This window comes from Variovorax sp. GW821-FHT09D05 (assembly GCF_059416325.1).
In genome coordinates this window covers 37,483-56,785 of sequence record NZ_JBWKOZ010000005.1, presented here as the reverse complement: position 1 = coordinate 56,785, position 19,303 = coordinate 37,483, and the positions used below count along the sequence as shown (strand labels likewise).

Sequence of the window (19,303 nt, the reverse complement as noted above, 5' to 3'; positions counted from 1 at the left end):
TCAAGGACACGACCATGGACCTGATGGACCACAGCGCGCGCGAACTTGCCGCACTGATCCGCACCAAGGAAGCCTCGCCCGTGGAGGCGGTGCGCGACGCGCTCTCGCGCATCGAGGCACGCCGCGAACTCAATGCCTTCATCACCGTGACGGGCGAGCAGGCGATCGATGCCGCGCGACGCGCCGAAGCCGCCGTGATGGCCGGCGAGACGCTCGGTCCGTTGCACGGCGTTCCGTATTCGGTGAAGGACCTGACGCTCACGGCCGGCGTGCGCACCACCATGGGCTCGGCCATCTACGAAGACTTCGTGCCGAAGGAAGACGCCGTGGCGGTGGCGCGCGCCAAGGCCGCCGGCGCCATCCTCATCGGCAAGACGACCACGCCCGAGTTCGGCCACAAGCAGGTGGCGACCGCACCGATCTTCGGCCGCACGCTGAACCCGATCGACGCGCGCTACACGCCCGGTGCGTCGAGCAGCGGAGCGGCGGTGGCGGTAGCGGCGGGCCTCGGCTCGCTCGCGCTCGGCACCGATGGCGGTGGTTCCATCCGCATTCCGGCTTCGTGCTGCGGCATCGTCGGGCTCAAGGCCACGCTGGGCGTGGTGCCGAACCTGCAGGCGCCCGACCTGTTCTCGGCCAATTCCTTCACCGGTCCGATGGCGCGCGACGTGGCCGACACGCAGTTGCTGTTCGATGTCATCAAGGGCTTCGACGCGCGCGATCCCTATGGGTTGGGCGGGCCGGTGCCGCAGCGTGCGATGCCCACGTCGCTGCGCGGCCTGCGCGTGGCGTGGTTGCCCACGGCGGGCAACCCGATCGACCCCGAAGTCGAGGCCGTGACGACGGCCGCCGTGCAGGCGATGGAACGCGAAGGTGCCATCGTCGAAACCGTGCAGCTGAACTTCGTGGCGCTCGAACGCCACTTCCTCGTGGTGCTGCAGTCGATGCTGGCCGCACGCGTGGGCGCCAACCTCGAGCGCTTCGGCGACCGGCTGGACGCCACGCTGATCGACGCCGTGCAAAAGGGCCGCCGCCACAGCGCTGTGGACCTGCACGACGCCACCTTCGCCAAGACCCGCTGTTTCACTGAATTGCAGACGCTCTTCAAACGCTTCGACGTGCTGGTGTCGCCCACCGTCTCGGCGCCACCGCTGCCCATCGACATGGACGTGAGCGGCGAAGTGGAGATCGGCGGCAGGCCCGCCGGCACCATCCGCGGCGCCTGGTATCCGTACACCTACCCGATGAACCTGACGGGCCATCCCGCGCTCTCGATGCCCTGCGGCAAGAGCGCGATCGGCCTGCCCATCGGGCTGCAGCTGGCGGGCCGCTGGTACGACGACGACCACCTGCTGGCCATTGCACGGCTGGTGGAGCGCGCGCTCGGCTGAAGTTTTCTTCTCTTCCGCCTCGCGCACGAGGCCTGGCGGGCGCCAGGTGGGTTCTGTCCTGTTTTTGCGTAGATGCGTACGGTTGGGCAGCAGTTCGCCGTCCCAGAATGAACCGGCCGTGCGGGGTAAGGCACGCGCATTTCTTCATAGAACAAGGAGACCCTCATGATCACTTCCCGTCGCGGCCTGCTGGCCGGTTCCGCCGCCATGGCCACGGGCGCCATTGCCGGCTGTGCATTGCCCGCAGGCGCCAGCCGCACGCAGGCAACGCCTTTCGATGTCGCCGCATCGACCATCCCGATCGTGGGCAGCGAGCAGGTCTATCCGGTGCGCCGCATCTACTGCATCGGCCGCAACTACGAGGCCCATGCGCGCGAGATGGGCTCGGACCCGAGCCGCGAGCCGCCCTTCTTCTTCCAGAAGCCGGCCGACGCGATCCAGGTCGTGACACCCGGCGTGGTAGCCGACCATCCCTACCCCTCGCTCACGAAGAACTATCACTACGAAGTGGAGTTGGTGGTAGCGCTGGCCAAGGGCGGGCGCAACATCCCGGCGAGCTCGGCGCTCGACTACGTGTACGGCTATTCGCTCGGTCTCGACATGACGCGCCGCGACCTGCAGCGCGAGATGGGCGACCAGAAGAAGCCATGGGAAATCGGCAAGAGCTTCGACCATTCGGCGCCCATCGGACCGATCCATCCGGTGGCGAAGGTCGGGCACTTCACCGACGGCGCGATCTGGCTCAAGGTGAACGGGCAGACGAAGCAGAGCGCCACGCTCAAGCACATGATCTGGTCGGTGGCCGAGCAGATCAGCCGGCTGTCGCAGGCCTTCGAGCTGAAGCCGGGCGACATCATCTACTCGGGCACGCCGGAGAACGTCGGGCCCGTGGTGCGCGGCGACCTGATCGAGATCCACATCGACCGGCTGCCGGAGCTGTCGGTGCGGATCGTCTGAGGGCGCGGAGGCCGTCGCACCATTTTTCCTACCAGATTGGTGCCGATCATCGGGGCTCCTGCATCTCCAGAGCCACCATGTCCCAGCCTCCGCAAGCCACCTACATCGACGACCTGCACGCCCCGCAGGTGTTCGCGGACGAAGTCTCGGGATACTGGGTCAACGCGGGCTGTGTGCACATCACCTTCGATGCCAGCCGCGTCGACCACAGCTCCGACCGGTGCCCGGTCCATCGGGCCGCCGTGCTGCGCGTGACGCTGCCGATACCCATTGCGCAGGTGCTCGCGGTCAGCCTCTATGACTTCCTGAAGCAGCGCGGGCTGGCGCCGGCGCCTGGCAACGGGCACTGACGAGGGCGAGCAGCACCCGGCGGCGGGTGGCCTCCAAGATTTCTCCGAGATTCAACTTTAAAATGAGAAGCATTCTTATTTGCGAAGTGAGTCAACGTTGAATCCTGGACGCCAGAACACCGCCGGCACCGTCACGGTCCCCTCCCCGACTTCATTCAGGCGCAGCGCATTCGGCCCGCCCGCGCGCGCCACGCTGCTGGTGCTGTGGGCGGCCGCCCAGATCGGCCGCGCGCATGCACAGGAGGCGCAAAACAAAGAAACCTCCTCGCTGCCGACCGTGACTGTCACGGCCGAATCGCAGGACGACTCGCAGCAGCACCTCGGCGCCAAGGTGAGCAGCGGCGCGCTCGGTGCGCGCTCGCAGCTTGAAACGCCCTTCTCCACCACCGTCGTGACCAGCGAGGACATGGCCGAGCGCCAGGTGTCGAAGCTGGGCGACGTGTTCGCACTCGACGCGTCGGTGTCCGACAACAGCGGCGCCTACAGCAGCTGGGCCAGCTACATCACGGTGCGCGGCCTGCCGCTGGACTGGCAGAACGCTTACCGCATCAATGGCCAGCCCTTCCTCAGCTATGCCATCACCATGCCCTACGAGCACTTCGAGCAGATCGAGCTGCTCAAGGGTTCGTCGGGCTTCATGTACGGCTTCGGCTCGCCGGGCGGCATCGTCAACTACGTGACGAAGAAGCCGACCGAAACGCCGGTGCGCAGCATCGAGGTCGGCTACAAGACCGCCGGCATCTGGAGCGAGCACGTCGACCTGGGCGGGCGCTTCGGCACCGACGACCGCTTCGGCTACCGGCTCAACGCCACGCACGAGGAAGGCAAGACCTACAACGACGGCAACATCCGCCGCGACTCGGTGTCGCTCGGGCTCGACGCGAAGCTCACCGACAAGCTCACCTGGACCTTCGACTCGCTCTACCAGAAGCGCACCTCCACCGGCCAGACGCCATCGATCTACCTGGGCAGCTACACGGGCACGAGCCTGCCGTCCACGATCAGCGCCAACAACACGAGCCTCGTCGGCCCTGGCCAGCACCTTGCCACCGACTTCAGGCTCTATTCGACCGGCCTGCAATACCAGCTATCGCCCGACTGGACGCTCAGCACCAGCTACAGCCACAGCAGCGCCACGCGAAGCCGCAACGAAGGCATCTCCTACCTGCAGGACGCCAGCGGCAGCTACGACGACTACCGCTCCGACAGCGAAGAAGGCCACCGCTTCAACCAGTGGCAGGCCATGGCCACGGGCAAGCTGCGCACCGGCGACTTCGAGCACCAGGTGACGCTGGGCGCGTCGTGGCAGAAGCAGGTCAACTACTACAGCAGCAACGCCGTCTACCAACTGGTGGGCACCGGCAGCATCTTCGGTCAGAACACCAACAGCTACAACAGCGTGACGAACCTCACGCCCTACCGCAACAGCGACATCACACAGCGCGCAATATTCGCGAGCGACACGATGAAGCTGTCCGAGAAGTGGTCGGTGCTGGCCGGCCTGCGCAGCACCACCTACGAACAGGTCGGCTACGACACCACCGGCCTGCAGAACTCCACCTACCGCAAGAGCGGCGTGATCACGCCCACGCTGGCGCTGATGTACAAGCCCGCGCCCGACACCACGCTGTACACCAGCTATGTCGAATCGCTGGAGCCCGGCAGCACGGTGAGCAACCTCTACGCCAACGACGGCGCGCTGCTCAACCCGCTGAAGAGCCGCCAGTACGAACTGGGCGTGAAAACCGAACGTGAACGCTGGAGCGCCACGGCCGCGCTGTTCCGCATCGAGCGCGGCGCCGAATACGCCAACAGCTCCAACGTGCTGGTGCAGGACGGCCAGTCGATCTACCAGGGCCTGGAGCTCGGCGCTTCCACGCGGCTGGGCTCGCAGTGGCAGATCGGCGGCAACCTGATGCTGCTCGACAGCTCCTACGAGCGCGGCAGCAGCTACGTCGGCAACCGCGTGGCGGGTGCGCCGAAGCTGGTGGCAACGGCGCAGGTGTCGTACACGGTGGCGCAGGTGCCGGGCCTCAAGCTGTCGGCCGACATGAAGTACACGGGCAACACCATGCTGAACGCGGCGAACCAACTGACCGTGCCTGGCTACACCATCGCCAACATCGGCGCGAGCTACACGACGCGCATCGGCGGGCGCAACACGACCTTCCGCGCGGCCATCAACAACGTGGCGAACCGGAAGTACTGGGAATACCAGTACGACAACTACATCAAGCCCGGCGACCCGCGCACCTTCAGCCTGAGCGCCAAGCTCGACTTCTAGGCCTTCTCGCAGTCTCTGCTTCCTTGGCCGGCCGCCGTCTTCGACGGCGCGCCGGCTTTTGAATTTCTGCAGCGGCCGATGGCCGTCGGGGGAGCCGTCATCCAATTTTTCTCCCCCTTTGAAGTTCACGATACGGGTCATGAACACCACCCCGCATCGCAAACCGCACGGCGCATCGCACGCGCTGCGCTTCACCGGCCTGCCGGCGTTGGCGCATGCGGATCGCCACTTCCCGGAACTCACCATGCAAGCACGCTGGAGCAGAACACAGCCCGCCCTCGCCGCTGCGCCGCGGCTGAAGAAGTCCTTCTGGCTGCCGCTTCTCGCGGGCCTGCTGGCCTTCGGCACGCTGGCGTTCGGCGTCCTCGTGGCCGCGAGCGACACCGGCTGCGCAGCGCGTGAAGCCGGCGCTTCGGGCAACTACAGCCAATCGACGCTCGCACCGATCACATCGGCCGGCGGCGGTTGCAAGCGCAAGCAGGAGCCCGGCCGCCTCGAGCATCCGAAGACGATGCTCTAACACGCCCCCTTGCGACAGCCCACTTCAGAAGAAAGCACATCCGTGTTCGATACCAAGCTGCCCGGTGGCGCCTCGCGGGTGTTCCGGCCACAGCCTTTCTTCAGTGCGCTTGTAGTGGAAAGCGATCCCGCCGTGGCGAGCCGCCTGAATAGCGTCCTGGGGGTCCTCGCGCCGGGACGGTGCGTGGTGCTTGTGCCCACGCGCGAAGAGGCCGATGCGATGCTGGACACGCTGTCCTTCGACCTGGTGTTCGTCGACATGCAGCTCTATCCGATCGGCGACGGTGCATCGCTGATCGCCGACGTGCGTGCGATGCAGCCACGCGCCCGGATCATTGCCCTGTCGGACACGGACGACCGGGATCTGGCCCTGTCCGCATTCGCCTCCGGGGCGACGGGCTACCTGCTGAGCGAGGCGGAAGACGCCGAGATCGCCTACGCGTTGCGCGCCCTGGCGAACGGCGGCGCAGTGCTGGACCCGCGCGTGGCGCGCCACGTGGTGGCCATGTTCGCCGAGACGCTGGCGGAGCCGTCGACCCACGCCGTCGACTTCCGTGCGGAAAGTACCTTCCGCAAGCTCGAGCTCAGATCCCTGACTCCGGCGATTCCCGAGGGAACACGCCCCGGTCTTCCAGGCTGACACCGACACGAAGGCGCTTCCTCTCGCGCGGCAGCTCGTGCTCGACGATGCAACGCCGGGCAAGGAGGAACGCCAGCCGCCGGGCATCCCAGGCCAGGAACATCGCCAGCAACGCGACGTCGCACACGGCCAGCGCGATCAGGGTGCGCCAGTCCCACAGCCAGTCGAACGAAGTCATGAGTCGGTAGAGGTGATGAATGCGAAGCCCCGAGATTGAGGTCTTCGCATTGCCTGCGAATTTCACCGTGTTACGGTGATCGCGGTTCAGGCTTCGCGCGTGCGCGTTACGGCGGGCACGAACATGTAGCCCTCGTTGCGCACGGTGCGGATCAGGTCGGCGCGCGTCTCGCCGGAGGCCAGCTTGCGTCGCAGGCGGCTGATCTGCACGTCGATGGCGCGGTCGTACGAATCGCTCTCGGCGCCGAGCGCGTACTGCACCAGCTGGTCGCGCGTCAGCACCCGCCGCGGGTGCTGCACCAGCGCGCGCAGCAGGCGGAACTCGCCGTCGGAGAGGTCCACCGGGCGGTCTTGCGGGTCATGCAGCAGCCGGGTTTCGAGATCCATGCGCCAGCCTGCGAAGTACAGCACCTCCGGCTGCTGCGCTTCTTGCGCCGCAGGCGTGCCAGAAGGCGGCGGCACGGATTGTTGCGCCGGCAATCCGACAGCGGCCGCATGCGCAGTGCGGCGCAGCACGGTGCGGATGCGCGCCAGCAGTTCGCGCGGATTGCAAGGCTTGGCCAGGTAGTCTTCCGCGCCGATCTCCAGGCCCACGATGCGGTCGATGTCCGTGCCCACGGCCGACAGCATGATCACGGGCGGCCCGCCGATGCGCTGCAGCTCGCGCAGCGCGCTCAGGCCGTCTTCGCCGGGCATCATCACGTCGAGCACGATCAGCGCGTAGTCGGCCTGCGCGAGCCGCTCGCGCATCTCCGCGGGATGGCCGGCCGCGTCGACATGGAAGCCATGCTTCTCCAGGAAGGACGCCACCAGGCTGCGGATGCCGGCGTCGTCGTCGACGATGAGGATTCGGGTAGACAGGTTCACGTTACGGCGGATCGGGTAGCGGATCATAGGCCGGGCGCGGCCTCCGCCCGAAGCCCCGCGAGCCTTGAAATAATTTGCAATGCGCTGAAATCCGGCTGCAACATCCGCTTCACAGACTCGTGCGCTCGAACGTTTGCGCATGCCCCCCGCCTCGCGCATGCGCGCTGACAGCTGGGAGAAAAAAGATGGGAACGCAAAGATCGAGCCATGCTGGCGTGACATCGCTTCCCGTCCGTGCCAGCATCAACCCATGAACTCCCAAGGTACCGCGCGCCGCTGGTCGGGCCCGCCGCTCGCGTGGCAAATCATGGGCCTGCTGCTGGGCGGGCTGGTGGTGGCGCAAGTCGTGACACTGGCGCTGACCGTGCTGCTCCCGCCGCAACCACAGCGCCAATGGGAGATGGGCGACATCGCGCGCGTGCTGTCTGGCCGGAGCGCCGAAGGCCGCAACGCGAACCTGCTGCAGCGCACGCTGCAGGCGAACGCGCCCCAACCCAAGGGACAAGGCTGGCTGACCTCCGAACGCTCGCGGCGCGACCTGGCGCAGCTGCTGACGCGCGACGAGGCAGAGGTACGGCTGTACTTCTTCACGCCGCTGCCGTTCGCGGGCACCACAGGGCCTGTCGCGGCGACGGAGAACGGGCATGACGCAGCGCAGCCGGTGCCGCGCCGCATCGCCGATACCTTCGCCGGAGCCGGCTTTCTGCGGGTCCAGGCGAGGGGTGGGCCGGGGGGTGGCGGTGGCGGACCGGGAGGTCCCGGTGGACCTGGAGGCATGGCGTTTCCGGGTGGGATGGGCCCCCCGGGCGGCGGCTTCGGCACTGACAGGGGCCCGAGAGGAAACACCACAGGCACTCCACCGCCGCCTGGCGGCACGACAACGAATTCCGCGCCGGGCAACGCGCCGGCCACTGCACCGGATGCACCAGTCGGTACATCCGCCCCCACGCCCGCGGCCGGAAACCCTCCAGGCAGCACGGTAGCGGCGCCCCCTGGCAGCGGCGCAGGCCCCGTCGGCACACAACCATCGCCCGGGCCGGCAGCACCGAACACGGCGACCGCGCCGGGCGCGCCCGGTGCCGCCCCTCCACCGGGCCTCTCGTCCACGGCGCCGCCATCGGGTCCCGCCCAAGGCCAGCCCGGAGCCCCTTCCATTCAGTCGGGCCCCTCCATGCGAGCCTTGCCGCCGGTCATCGAAAGCCCCCCGCGCCGCGAAGCCCCTGCCAGGGCTGAAGCACCAGTTGCGCCCCCTATCGCGCAGTCGCCGCGCGCCGAGCCCGCTACGCGCCCATCCTCGGCCAGCACGCCACCGGCGACTGCGGCTGCACCGCCACGCGTCGTCACCCCCGCCGAACCGCCCCGTGCGTCCAGAGACACCGACACGACGATCACGACGCCCATTGCGACCACCGACAACGAACGCCCCGCCGCGCGCGGCCTCTTCGGGCTCGCTCCCGCGCCGTTCGTCGAAGGCGACTTCATCGCCGCGGTCTACACGCCCGAAGGCAGCTGGGTGGTCGTGCAGCCGGTGCCCGAGTCTTTTCCGAACGCATGGCAGCGCCGCGTGCTGCTGTGGTTCCTGATCGCCGCGGCAATCGTCGCCCCTGCGGGCTGGCTGTTCTCGCGCCGATTGGTGCGGCCGATTGCCGGCTTCGCACGCGCGGCCGACCAGCTGGGCCGCGACCCGGCAGCCCCGGTGCTGGCACTGGAGGGCCCCGCCGAGATCGGCCGCGCAGCACAGGCCTTCAACCGCATGCAGGCGCGGCTGCGCAGCTTCGTCGACGACCGCACGGTGATGATCGGCGCCATCAGCCACGACCTGCGCACGCCCCTCACGCGGCTGCGCTTTCGCATCGAGGACGTGCCCGACGACGTGCGCGCCGGCATGCTCGAAGACGTCCAGGAGATGGAGCTGATGATCGGCTCCGTGCTCAGCTTCATCCGCGATGCCTCGGTGGTGAGCGCGCGAGAGCGCATGGACCTCGCGAGCCTTGTCGAGGACGTGGTCGAGCAGGCCATCTTCGTCGGCAAGAACGTGCAGCTGCGACGCGTCGAGAGCGCGCAGGTGGAGGTTGACCCCATCGGCATGCGCCGCGTGCTCGACAACCTGATCGAGAACGCCGTCAAGTACGGGCACCTGGCACGCGTGCGGCTGTTCACCGATGGGCACGACGCCGTGGTCGAGATCGGCGATCGTGGGCCGGGGCTGCCCGCAAACGAAATCGAGCAGGTGTTCAAGCCGTTCTATCGCACCGCGCAGGCGCGGTCCTCGCGTGCTGCGGGCAGCGGCCTTGGTCTGGCGGTATGCCGCTCCATCGCGCGCGCGCATGGCGGTGACGTGGTGCTGAAGTCAGGCTCACACGGGCTTGTTGCGCAGGTTCGCGTGCCGCTGGCGCTCGAGGCGCAACGGCTGGCGTCTGCGGCGCACTGAGCAACGCCGGCGCATACGCGCGATGACACCACCCTTCAGATGCCATGGCACGCGCCGCCGCGCGTCATAACGAAGCGGCACGAACGGGTCCGCGCCTTTACCTCCTGAAACACCTGTCGAAACACGCATGAACCACCGCAGGACGGGTGGCATGCGGACTGCAGAAAGAAGCTCGTCCCGGTGAGTTTTTCCGGGCGCACTTTTCTCAACAGCAGGAGTTTCACAATGAACCATCGTTCCTTCGCACGCAACGTGCAAAAGGGTTTCACCCTCATCGAGTTGATGATCGTCGTGGCGATCATCGGCATTCTGGCTGCTATTGCGATTCCGCAGTACCAGACCTACGTCGCGAAATCACAAGTAGCCCGCGCCATGGGGGAAACCGGCGCCCTGAAGACGGCGTATGAAGATTGCCTGAACAATGGAATGACTGCTGTGGCTGCCTGCGACCTTGGCGCCACCAGCTCCGGCATCTTGAGCTTGACCTCGCCCCTGGTTTCGACGGCTGGCACGTCACTCGGCACATCCACCACAAATACTGTCGCTCTGACTACCACCGGCACCATTGCAGGCAGCTTCGCCGGCCAAGCGGCTGCAATCCTGAAAACGACCCCCTTCACGATCACCTGGACTCGTACCGCCGAAGGCAGCTGGAGCTGCAAGACTACGGCTGACTCGAAGTACGCACCGGCGGGCTGCCCTAACGGCACCTGATTCAGCCGCATCGCTTAACGCAAGCCGCCTTCTGGCGGCTTTTTTGCGTCTGCGTCAGGGCGACGAGATCTGTTGCGCGCTGGCCTTGCGGTATGCGGCCTCCACCAGCGCCTCGCACTGCCCCGCACCCGTGGTATCGAGACAGCCTCGCTGAAAGAGCCGATACATATCGAGCGCCGCGCGAGCCGCCAGTCGCTCACCTGTTGACGAAGGCGGCGCTTCAGCACACTCGTAGAGATCCGGCACTCCCGCCGCATTGCATTTCTGCTGCGCGACGATCATGCTGCGCACCGCGACATCCGCACCGAAATCGGCCGGCTCATCACCAGGCCTACGTGAGCCTCCGCAAGCTGCCAGTGCTGTGAGCACGAGTGCAGGGCAAACAATCCATGCAGACAACCGCATGCCTACGGTTCGCCGCATCCCGCCCTCATGCCCTGAATCTGCTGGCAAGCCACCGGATGCCCCAACGACGCCGCCTTGGCAATCCACATGATGGCGAGGCTGTCGTCCTTCGGCACGCCCAGGCCCGATGCATGGCAGTTGCCGAGCCACTGCATGGCGTCGGCATTACCTTGCGCGGCCGCCAGATCGAGCCAGTAGACGGCCGCATCGAAGCGGCCCGCGACGAAGAACATCTCGCCGACATCGGCTTGCGCGTTCGCATCGCCGCTGTCGGCCTTCACGATCATGTGCAGATCTTCATCGGACAGCTCGAGCTTGATCAGACCGGCGATCTGCGCAAAGGCGAGCATCGCCCGTCCCCGCGCGTCTTCCTTGTGCTTGGCGATGGTGCCGTCGGACACGCGACGCCACAGCGTGCGCTTGCTGATGCCGGTCATCGCGATGGCGGCCTCGAGGCTGATGGCGTCCGACCTCAGCTCCGGGCCGCCCTCGGGTGCGAGGCCGTCGTGCACATGCGGCAACGTCTCGCTCTCAGTCGCCTTCCGTCGTCGGCTGCTGCGAGGCAACCGCTGCCGTACCGTCATTTCCGGGGTGCACTGCCAGGGGGTGCTGGTGGCCTGCCGCCGTCCTGCGCGGGCTTGGTGAAGCCCGCCTTGGTCATGCACGCGGTCATCGCGGTCTCGTCGGGGCCGCCGTTCGAATCCTTGGCCACGCTGGCCGCGCAGGCCTTCAACGCAGCATCAACAGCTGAATTGCCGCCAGTGCTGCCGGTGCTTGCACTGCTGCTTTCCGTGGTCGTCGACGCAGCCCAAGCCGCGGCCGAACATCCCACCAGACACGCCATCCCAAGGGACAGCAACATCTTCTTTTTCATCGATCACTTCTCCTGAACATCGGTCGATCCGATACAGCAGTGATGCTGGGCAACAAAGTCGGAGAAACGTCGGATTCACTGCACCCACGCGCACACAAACCCCAACGCATCAGCCAGCTTTCTCCCAAATTGCATGTTCGACTCGGCGTCCAGGAAGTTTCTGATTGCTTCCGGTACACGAGGAGAAGAACCACCATGACGCGGCTGCAGAAGAAGCCTCCAGAGCTCCGTGCGCGAGCACCCGGCTTCACCTTGATCGAGGTGATGGTCACCGTGGCGATCGTGGCGATCCTGGCGTCCCTCGCCCTGCCCTCCTACACGGACTACGTCCGGCGCGGCCGCATCCCGGAGGCGACCTCCAATCTCTCTGCCAGCAACGCAAAGATGGAGCAGTGGTTCCAGGATGCCAAGAGCTACTACGCCACCGGGTCCACCAGTGCATGCGGCGTGAGCATCTCGAATACCAACCTGAAGTACTTCACGCTCACCTGCTCGCCCAGTTCGTCCACCAGCTACACCATCACTGCCACCGGCACGTCCACCATGGCCGGCTTCGTCTACACCATCGACCAGGACGGCACGCGGACTACCACCATCACCGGCGTGTCCGGATGGACCGCAACCTCGTCGAGTTGCTGGATCACAACCAGGGGCGGGAGTTGCTGATGCGCATGCGGCAGCCTTCGACGGCGGGGTTCAGCTTGATCGAGTTGATGGTGGCTATCACGCTCTTGGCGATCCTGACTTTGCTGGCCGCACCCGGGTTCAGTGACTGGACACGCAACAACCGCCTGCGCAGCACGGCCGAGTCGCTGCGCTCCGATCTGCAGACGGCCAGGGCGGAAGCCATCCGCCGCAACACTGGCACGCGATTGCAGTTCGTCAGCTCACTGGACGCCAGTTGCGCGTTGAGTACCAGCGTGGCGATCTGGGTGGTGAACGCCGGCATCTCCCAGACACCGGCCGGCGCCTGCGGCAATGCCCCGAGTGCCACCAGCACGCCCTACCTGATCAGCAAGAGCCCGATCGAATCCAGCAAGAGTTCGGATCTGGTGCTCACCGCAACGCGCAGCACCGTGGGCTTCGATGCATTGGGCCGCCAGTCGGCCACGAGCAACCCGACCACGTCGGTCGCCACGCTGACGGTGCAGCTGACCAGCGCCAGCAGCACCTGCGTCGCCTCCGGCGGCTCGGTGCGCTGCCTGAACGTGATCGTCTCGCCGGGCGGTGATGCCCGCATCTGCGACCCCGCGCGCAGCGGGAGCACCGACCCCATGACCTGCTGACCATGCCGCGCCGCCAAAAACCTTCATCCGCCACGGACGGCTTCACCCTCATCGAGGTGATGGCCGCGCTGCTCATCTTCGCGATCGGCCTGCTGGGCATCACCGGCCTCTACGCCAGCGCAGCGCGCACCGCTACCGGTGCCGAATTCCGTACGACCGCCGCCATGCTCGCCAGCGACCTGATCAGCCGCATGTGGATGAGCGACCGCACGGCGGCCACCCTCCAGGCCAACTACGGGAGCACGGCCGCCGGCACGGGCTACACAAGCTGGAAGGCCACCGTCGACAAATCGAACCTGCCGGGCATCAGCAGCCTGCCGCCGACCGTCACTTTCAGCACGGTAGCCGGCGGCGGCAGCTCGGCCGTCAGCAGCAGTCTGGCCACCATCACCATCTACTGGAAAGGCCCAGGCGACAGCAGCGCCCACCAGTACGTGGCCATGGCCCAGATGAAGCCGTGAGAACCTTCATGCCCGCCCCACGCCCCATTCGCAGCCAGCACGGCTTCAGCATCATCGAACTCATGGTCGGCTTGCTGGTCGGCATGCTGGCGGTGCTGATCGTTGTGCAGTTGCTGTACTCCACGAGCACACAGCAGCGGCTGACCAGTACCAGCGGCGACGCTGAAATCAACGCCGCCACGGCCACCCATATCCTGACGCGTGAACTGAGCCAGGCCGGCCTGGGCATCAGTGCCTACACACTGCTGGGCTGCAGTCTCACGTACACCACGACCTCCGACAGCAAGAGCGTCACGCTGTCGTCGCTCGCCCCGGTCACGGTCAATCCCGGCACTTCGCTCGTGCCCGCGGGTGACACCGGCACCGACACGCTGCTGGTCGTCAGCGGCAGTTCAGCCAGCCCCACCGAGGGGGACGCCCTCGCGGGCACCAGCACCGCCACCAGCTACACCGTGACCACCCCGTCGTCCTTCGCCACGGGTGACTGGGTGATGGCCGCCTCGACCACGCGCGACAGCACCTCTTCATGCGCCATGACTCTGGGCAAGGTGACTGCCATTGCGAGCTATGTGCTGACTGTGTCCAGCGGCACCGCGGGCCTGGCGTCAGCGGAGGCCGCCGTCTACAACCTGGGGGCTGCCCCTGTCATCCATGCCTATGCGATCCGCAACGGCAACCTCACTGTGTGCGACTACGCGGCCTACAACTGCGGCGACACCAGCTACACCACCACGCTCAACAGCAGCGTCTGGGTCCCGGTGGCCAGTCACGTCGCCAGCCTGCGGGCCCAGTACGGCCGCGACACCAGCGACCTGAGCACACCGAAGATGGACGGCGTGGTCGACAGCTACGACCAGACCACCCCCGGCAGCACGAGCGATACCTCGGGCCTGTCCAGCTACTGTGGCTGGCTGCGGGTGGTTGGCCTGCGGCTCGCGGTGGTCGCGCGCAGCCAGCAATACGACAAGGACTCGGTCACCACCACCGCACCCACCTGGTCCGGCAGCAGCGCCAACACCAGCACCACCAGCACGCTGACCACCGTGACGCCCACCGCCCTGGCGATCGACCTCAGCACCAACTCGGATTGGAAGCACTACCGCTACAAGACCATCGAGACCACGGTGCCGCTGCGCGACATCATCTGGAACGGCAACCAGGTCACCTACCAGAGCGGAGACGTCGCATGCTGAGCCCGCAGCGCAGGCAACGCAGGCAGAGTGGCTTCGTCATGATCATCGTCCTGATTGCGCTGGCGATCATGAGCATGGCCGCAATCGGCCTCATGCGCACCGTCTCCAGCTCGGCGAGCATCGCCGGCAACCTGGCCTTCGAACAGGCGGCTGCCACCTCTGCCGACCAGGCGGTGGAGACGGCGGTGACCTGGCTGGAGAACAACAGCGGACAGACCAGCTCCAGCACCGCCAGCACCTGTTCGACAGGAACCTCCGTGCTGGCCTGCGACCAGGCGAGCCATGGCTACGCCGCCACGCGCACCGACCCCGGCAGCACGCAGTCCTGGTCGCAGCTGTGGACCCAATTGGCCAGTGCGGGTTACACCGCCATCCAGCTGAGCCAGGACAGCTCGGGCAATACCGCTGCCTACCTGATCCAGCGCATGTGCGCCAGCACAGGCGATGCGTCATCCACCAACGGTTGTGGCAGTTCACCCCTGACCGTGAACACCGGTGGAAGCAAGAAGTCCGGCAGCACCCAAACGTCCAGCACCCAGGTCTATTACCGCATCACCGTCAAGGTGAGCGGGCCGCGCAATACCGTCTCCTTCACGCAAGCCATGGTCGCCCTATGAATATGTTCCTTCCCGGCCGCAGGTCGATCGCCGGCCGCTGGCGTGCCTGCATGGGCGCCCTGGCGCTGATCCTCGGAGCACCCGCCTTCGGTGCTCTCACCGACCTGGCCACGGCCCCGCTGGAAACGTCCTCGGCCACGCTGGTCAAGCCCAACATCATGTTCATCCTGGACAACTCCGGCAGCATGGCCTCCGCCTACCTGCCGGACTGGGCAGACGACTACAGCGCCAGCAGCTATCCGTACCTCTACCGCAACAGCCGCTTCAACGGCATCTACTACGACCCGTCGGTCACCTATTCGCCGCCTGTCAACTACGCCGGCACCAGCTACACCAGCATGACTTCGGCCAACACGTCGGCATGGGCCAAGGTGCCGACCGACGGCTTCGGCATCATCTCCACGGGCACGACCGACCTCACGGGAACAACCACCCCCGCCACGTACTACACCTTCATTCCGGGCGAGTACTGCTCCTCGGCCAACCTGCGCACTTGCAACAAGCAGAGTGCGGCCACCACTGCCTATGCCTACCCGGCCTACCTGCGCTGGTGCACCACGTCCGCACTGAGCACCTGCCAGGCCGCATACATCGACAGCACCTCCGCGCCGGCCACCTACAAGTACCCGCGGTATCCGGGCATAAGCTCCACCGCAACGATCGTCATCAGCGGATCGAGCAGCACGAGCATCAGCGGCATCACTGTCAACGGCGTGCAGATTCTCTCGGCCACGACCACGGCCAGCACGTCGTCCACCACGGTGGCCACCAACATCGTCACGGCCATCAACAACTGCACCAGCAGCAAGACCGGCAACTGCGGCATTGCCGGCTACAGCGCCAGCCGCAGCGGCAGCACCGTGACCATCACCTCGCCCAAGGGCACCGATGCCTATGGCTATTCGCCCGTGGTCACGCAATCCGGCAGCATGACGGCCACCGTCACCGCCTTCAGCGGCGGCACGCCGGGCAGTTGGGTGCAGACCACCATCAGCAGCAGCACATCGACCTATGCCTACCCCGGCACAAGCGCCCGCTCCACGACGCGCACCGACTGCACCACCAACAGCACCACCTGCACCTATGCGGAGGAGATGACCAACTTCGCCAACTGGTGGGCTTACTACCACACCCGCATGCAAACGATGAAGAGCGCCACGACGCTCGCCTTCAGCGGGCTGACCTCCAGCTACCGGCTGGGCTACATGACCATCAACAAAGTCAGCAGTTCGACGGATTTCCTGAACATCGCCGACAACACCACCACCAGCGGCGGGCAGAAGTCGCTGTGGTACGGCAAGCTCGTGGCCGCCCAGGCCAGCAGCACCACGCCGCTTCGCACTGCATTGTCGAATGCCGGGCGCTACTTCGCCGCCAAGGTTTCCTCCATCAATGGAGTCACAACCACCGATCCGATGCAGTACGCCTGCCAGCGCAACTACACGCTGCTGTCGACCGACGGTTACTGGAACGAGACCGCGACACCCTACAAGGCCGACGGCTCCACCGCAATCGGCGACCAGGACAGCAGCGAGTCCCGCCCCTATCTCGATGGCAACAAAGTGTCCAACACGCTGGCCGACGTGGCGGAGTACTACTACGTCACCGACCTGCGCTCATCCTCCCTGAGCAACACGACGAATTCGAGCGGCACGGATGTCTCCAGCAACAGCTATTCCAACAAGCGCCAGAACATGGTGACATCCACCATCGGCCTGGGTGCCTCGGGCTACATGCTGTTCGATGCGGACTATGCAAATGCCACGAGCGGCGACTACTACGACGTCGCCAACGGAACCACCACCAGCAGCACGACGCAGACTTCCGGAGTGTGCGGCTGGCAGAGCTCCGGCAGTTGCAACTGGCCCACGCCGGTCAGCGACACGCAAACCGCCATCGACGACCTGTGGCATGCCGCCGTCAACGGCCGGGGCAGCTACTACAGCGCGTCCAACGCGGCCGATATCAAGACCGGCCTGACCAACTTCCTCAATACCGTGGACGCCACGACCAGCAGCTCCGCAGCCGTTGCGCAAAGCGCGCCCGTGCTGACCTCCACCACGGCCGGCTACACCTTCTCGACCACCTATTGTTCCGGCAAGTGGTTTGGTGAATTGGCGCGCTACGCGGTCGATTCCAGCACCGGAGTCACCTCCACCACCGCCGACTGGGCCGAGTCGGGCGCGGGCTCCGACTGCTCGAGCACTTCGGGCAGCCTCACCACCACGGCACTGCTGGACAACGTCGGCTATGCCTCGCGCACCATCTTCACCTACGACCCCAGCACCGCGACGAAGCTCAGTTTTTCCTGGGATGCGCTCACGACGACGATGCAGGGCTACTTCAAGATCGCGTCGATCAGCTCGCTCTCCCAGCTGTGCAGTTCGGGCAGCGCCTGTCTGGCGACGGCATCCCAGGTGAACAGCACCACCGCCGGCACCACCACCGGCGCGGGCGCGGTGAACCTGGTGAACTACCTGCGTGGCGACCGCAGCAACGAAGGCTCCACCAACACCAAGTACTACCGTTCGCGCACCCACGTCCTGGGCGACGTCGTCAACTCCACGCCGGTGTACATCAAGGCCCCTTCGCGCAGCTACAGCGACTCGGGTTATGCCACTTTCAAGTCAACCTACGCCTCGCGCCAGGGCATGGTCTATGTGGGTTCCAACGACGGCATGCTGCATGCCTTCAACGCCGACACGGGCGCCGAGACCTGGGCGTACATCCCCTCGGTTCTGCTGCCCAACCTGTACAAGCTGGCAGACAAGAACTATGCGTCCAACCACGTCTACTTCGTGGACGGCCAGATCACGCAGGCCGACGTCTACTACAACAGTGCCTGGCACACCATCATCGTGGGCGGCCTGGGCGATGGCGGCCGCGCGTACTTCGCACTGGACGTGACAGACCCGGCCTCCCCGACGGTACTGTGGGAATTCAGTTCAAGCAGCACGCTCACGCCCAATCTGTACGACGTGGACCTGGGCTACACCTATGGCGCCCCGGTGATCACCAAGCTGTCGGACGGGACCTGGGCAGTCATCCTCAGCTCCGGCTACAACAACGTCTCCGACGGCGACGGCGAAGGCCACCTGTGGGTGAGAAACGCCATGACCGGCGCGCTGATCAAGAAGGTAGACAACGGCATGGGCACCACCTCCAGCGGTGGCACGGTGACCGGCTGTTCCGTCGCGCCTTGCCCCAGCGGCCTGGCGAAGATCAGCGGCTGGACCAACAGCTCCACAGACAACACGACCACACAGCTTTACGGCGGCGACCTGTTCGGCAATCTCTGGCGCTTCGACATCAGCGCCCTGGCCTCCAGCAGCGGCAGCGCCACGGTGCAGCTTCTGGCCACGCTGTCGGACAGCTCGGGCAACCGCCAGCCCATCACCACCGCGCCGGAACTGGGGCTGGTAAGCAGCCAGCACGTGGTCTTCGTCGGCACCGGCTCCTACCTGGGCGTGACCGACATCACGACGACACAGGTGCAGTCCATGTACGCCATCAAGGATTCGCTGAGCGGCAGCTCCACCACCAGCGCCATCTACAGCAACCCGCGCAGCAATGCGTGCAGCACGGGAACGGTGACCAACTGCTTCGTCAAGCTGACGCTCACCGACACCTCCGGGGTGCGCACGGCTGCCAGTTCAGTGAGCTACACCACCAATTTCAGCACCATGTACGGCTGGTTCGTGGACATGCCCGAGTCGGGCGAACGCGTCGACGAGGACCCGGTGCTTTCTTCCGGCACGCTGGTCTACGTCTCCAACACGCCCAGCACCTCGGGCGCCTGCAGCACCGGCGGCTCCAGCTACATCAACTACGTCAACTACGCCACCGGTCTGGCGGTGTCGGGCGCCAGCAATACAGGTGTGCTGCTGTCGAGCTCGGGCTTGTCGAGTTCGGCTGCGCTCGCAGTGACCAGCAGCGGCAAGACCGTCGCCACCACCAAGGACTCCACCGGTACCGTGACGACGACCACCATTCCGGTTTCCTCTTCAAGCAGCACACGCCGCATCTCGTGGCGGCGGCTGACCGATGGGCAGTGAGGAAGGGCACAAGGGCATTGCCTACCTGACAGTCGGCGTTGGAAGACAACGCCGGCTGCACACAAGGCGCTCCCCTCAAGAT

General features: G+C 66.0%; 19 protein-coding genes. 15 read left to right on the top strand and 4 right to left on the bottom strand.

Features of this window, described 5'->3' with window-relative positions; genetic code table 11:
* Positions 1 to 14: 14 nt before the first annotated feature.
* From AC07O3_RS14545 to AC07O3_RS14520, 6 genes are all read left to right on the top strand, one after another.
* Positions 15 to 1,391 (top strand): amidase, encoded by a 1,377-nt coding sequence (locus tag AC07O3_RS14545; RefSeq protein WP_495339669.1) that lies wholly within the window; start codon positions 15 to 17, stop codon positions 1,389 to 1,391.
* A gap of 165 nt (positions 1,392 to 1,556) precedes the next feature.
* Complete coding sequence (locus tag AC07O3_RS14540) at positions 1,557 to 2,348, top strand: fumarylacetoacetate hydrolase family protein (protein WP_495339668.1); 792 nt, start codon at positions 1,557 to 1,559, stop codon at positions 2,346 to 2,348.
* Positions 2,349 to 2,425: 77 nt separating this feature from the next.
* Positions 2,426 to 2,698, top strand: coding sequence for a hypothetical protein (locus tag AC07O3_RS14535; protein ID WP_093057387.1), 273 nt, complete (start codon positions 2,426 to 2,428; stop codon positions 2,696 to 2,698).
* A 193-nt stretch (positions 2,699 to 2,891) separates the two neighbouring features.
* The gene (locus tag AC07O3_RS14530) at positions 2,892 to 4,982 is read left to right on the top strand and encodes a TonB-dependent siderophore receptor (RefSeq protein WP_495339875.1); all 2,091 of its coding nucleotides are present in this window, start codon (positions 2,892 to 2,894) and stop codon (positions 4,980 to 4,982) included.
* Between the two features lie 139 nt (positions 4,983 to 5,121).
* Positions 5,122 to 5,502 (top strand): hypothetical protein, encoded by a 381-nt coding sequence (locus AC07O3_RS14525; protein ID WP_495339667.1) that lies wholly within the window; start codon positions 5,122 to 5,124, stop codon positions 5,500 to 5,502.
* 42 nt (positions 5,503 to 5,544) lie between these two features.
* Positions 5,545 to 6,141, top strand: a complete 597-nt coding sequence (locus tag AC07O3_RS14520; protein ID WP_495339666.1) for a response regulator — start codon at positions 5,545 to 5,547, stop codon at positions 6,139 to 6,141.
* Here AC07O3_RS14520 and AC07O3_RS14515 read toward each other — a convergent pair.
* Together AC07O3_RS14515 and AC07O3_RS14510 are read right to left on the bottom strand one after the other, a co-directional pair.
* The gene (locus AC07O3_RS14515; protein ID WP_426390166.1) at positions 6,086 to 6,385 is read right to left on the bottom strand and encodes a hypothetical protein; all 300 of its coding nucleotides are present in this window, start codon (positions 6,383 to 6,385) and stop codon (positions 6,086 to 6,088) included. The genes AC07O3_RS14520 and AC07O3_RS14515 overlap by 56 nt on opposite strands.
* Positions 6,386 to 6,405: 20 nt before the next feature.
* Positions 6,406 to 7,212, bottom strand: a complete 807-nt coding sequence (locus AC07O3_RS14510; protein WP_093057383.1) for a response regulator — start codon at positions 7,210 to 7,212, stop codon at positions 6,406 to 6,408.
* Positions 7,213 to 7,435: 223 nt separating this feature from the next.
* On the opposite strand from AC07O3_RS14510, the gene AC07O3_RS14505 reads away from it, so the two are divergent.
* Positions 7,436 to 9,616: an ATP-binding protein gene (locus AC07O3_RS14505; protein WP_495339665.1), complete on the top strand. Its 2,181-nt coding sequence runs from the start codon at positions 7,436 to 7,438 to the stop codon at positions 9,614 to 9,616.
* A 225-nt stretch (positions 9,617 to 9,841) separates the two neighbouring features.
* Positions 9,842 to 10,330 (top strand): pilin, encoded by a 489-nt coding sequence (locus AC07O3_RS14500; protein ID WP_093057381.1) that lies wholly within the window; start codon positions 9,842 to 9,844, stop codon positions 10,328 to 10,330.
* A 54-nt stretch (positions 10,331 to 10,384) separates the two neighbouring features.
* Here AC07O3_RS14500 and AC07O3_RS14495 read toward each other — a convergent pair whose 3' ends face one another.
* Positions 10,385 to 10,612 (bottom strand): hypothetical protein, encoded by a 228-nt coding sequence (locus AC07O3_RS14495; protein WP_495339664.1) that lies wholly within the window; start codon positions 10,610 to 10,612, stop codon positions 10,385 to 10,387.
* 125 nt (positions 10,613 to 10,737) lie between these two features.
* The gene (locus AC07O3_RS14490; RefSeq protein WP_258355237.1) at positions 10,738 to 11,247 is read right to left on the bottom strand and encodes an SEL1-like repeat protein; all 510 of its coding nucleotides are present in this window, start codon (positions 11,245 to 11,247) and stop codon (positions 10,738 to 10,740) included.
* 147 nt (positions 11,248 to 11,394) lie between these two features.
* On the opposite strand from AC07O3_RS14490, the gene AC07O3_RS14485 reads away from it, so the two are divergent.
* The 7 genes from AC07O3_RS14485 (at position 11,395) to AC07O3_RS14455 (ending at position 19,221) form a co-directional block, all read left to right on the top strand.
* Positions 11,395 to 11,625: a hypothetical protein gene (locus AC07O3_RS14485; RefSeq protein WP_495339663.1), complete on the top strand. Its 231-nt coding sequence runs from the start codon at positions 11,395 to 11,397 to the stop codon at positions 11,623 to 11,625.
* A 179-nt stretch (positions 11,626 to 11,804) separates the two neighbouring features.
* Positions 11,805 to 12,275, top strand: coding sequence for a type IV pilin protein (locus tag AC07O3_RS14480; RefSeq protein ID WP_093057377.1), 471 nt, complete (start codon positions 11,805 to 11,807; stop codon positions 12,273 to 12,275).
* Positions 12,221 to 12,895: a GspH/FimT family pseudopilin gene (locus AC07O3_RS14475; protein WP_495339662.1), complete on the top strand. Its 675-nt coding sequence runs from the start codon at positions 12,221 to 12,223 to the stop codon at positions 12,893 to 12,895. Before AC07O3_RS14480 ends, AC07O3_RS14475 begins: the two co-directional genes overlap by 55 nt.
* A 2-nt stretch (positions 12,896 to 12,897) precedes the next feature.
* Positions 12,898 to 13,356, top strand: a complete 459-nt coding sequence (pilV, locus tag AC07O3_RS14470) for a type IV pilus modification protein PilV (protein WP_495339661.1) — start codon at positions 12,898 to 12,900, stop codon at positions 13,354 to 13,356.
* 8 nt (positions 13,357 to 13,364) lie between these two features.
* A complete protein-coding gene (locus AC07O3_RS14465) occupies positions 13,365 to 14,549 on the top strand; it encodes a PilW family protein (protein WP_495339660.1) in 1,185 nt (394 codons plus the stop codon).
* Entirely contained in the window at positions 14,543 to 15,166 is a 624-nt protein-coding gene (locus tag AC07O3_RS14460; RefSeq protein ID WP_093179254.1) for a pilus assembly PilX family protein, read from the top strand. The genes AC07O3_RS14465 and AC07O3_RS14460 overlap by 7 nt, the downstream gene beginning before the upstream one ends.
* Positions 15,163 to 19,221 carry a pilus assembly protein gene (locus tag AC07O3_RS14455; protein WP_495339659.1) on the top strand — a complete coding sequence of 1,353 codons (4,059 nt, stop codon included), beginning with the start codon at positions 15,163 to 15,165 and terminating at the stop codon, positions 19,219 to 19,221. Before AC07O3_RS14460 ends, AC07O3_RS14455 begins: the two co-directional genes overlap by 4 nt.
* Positions 19,222 to 19,303 lie beyond the last annotated feature (82 nt).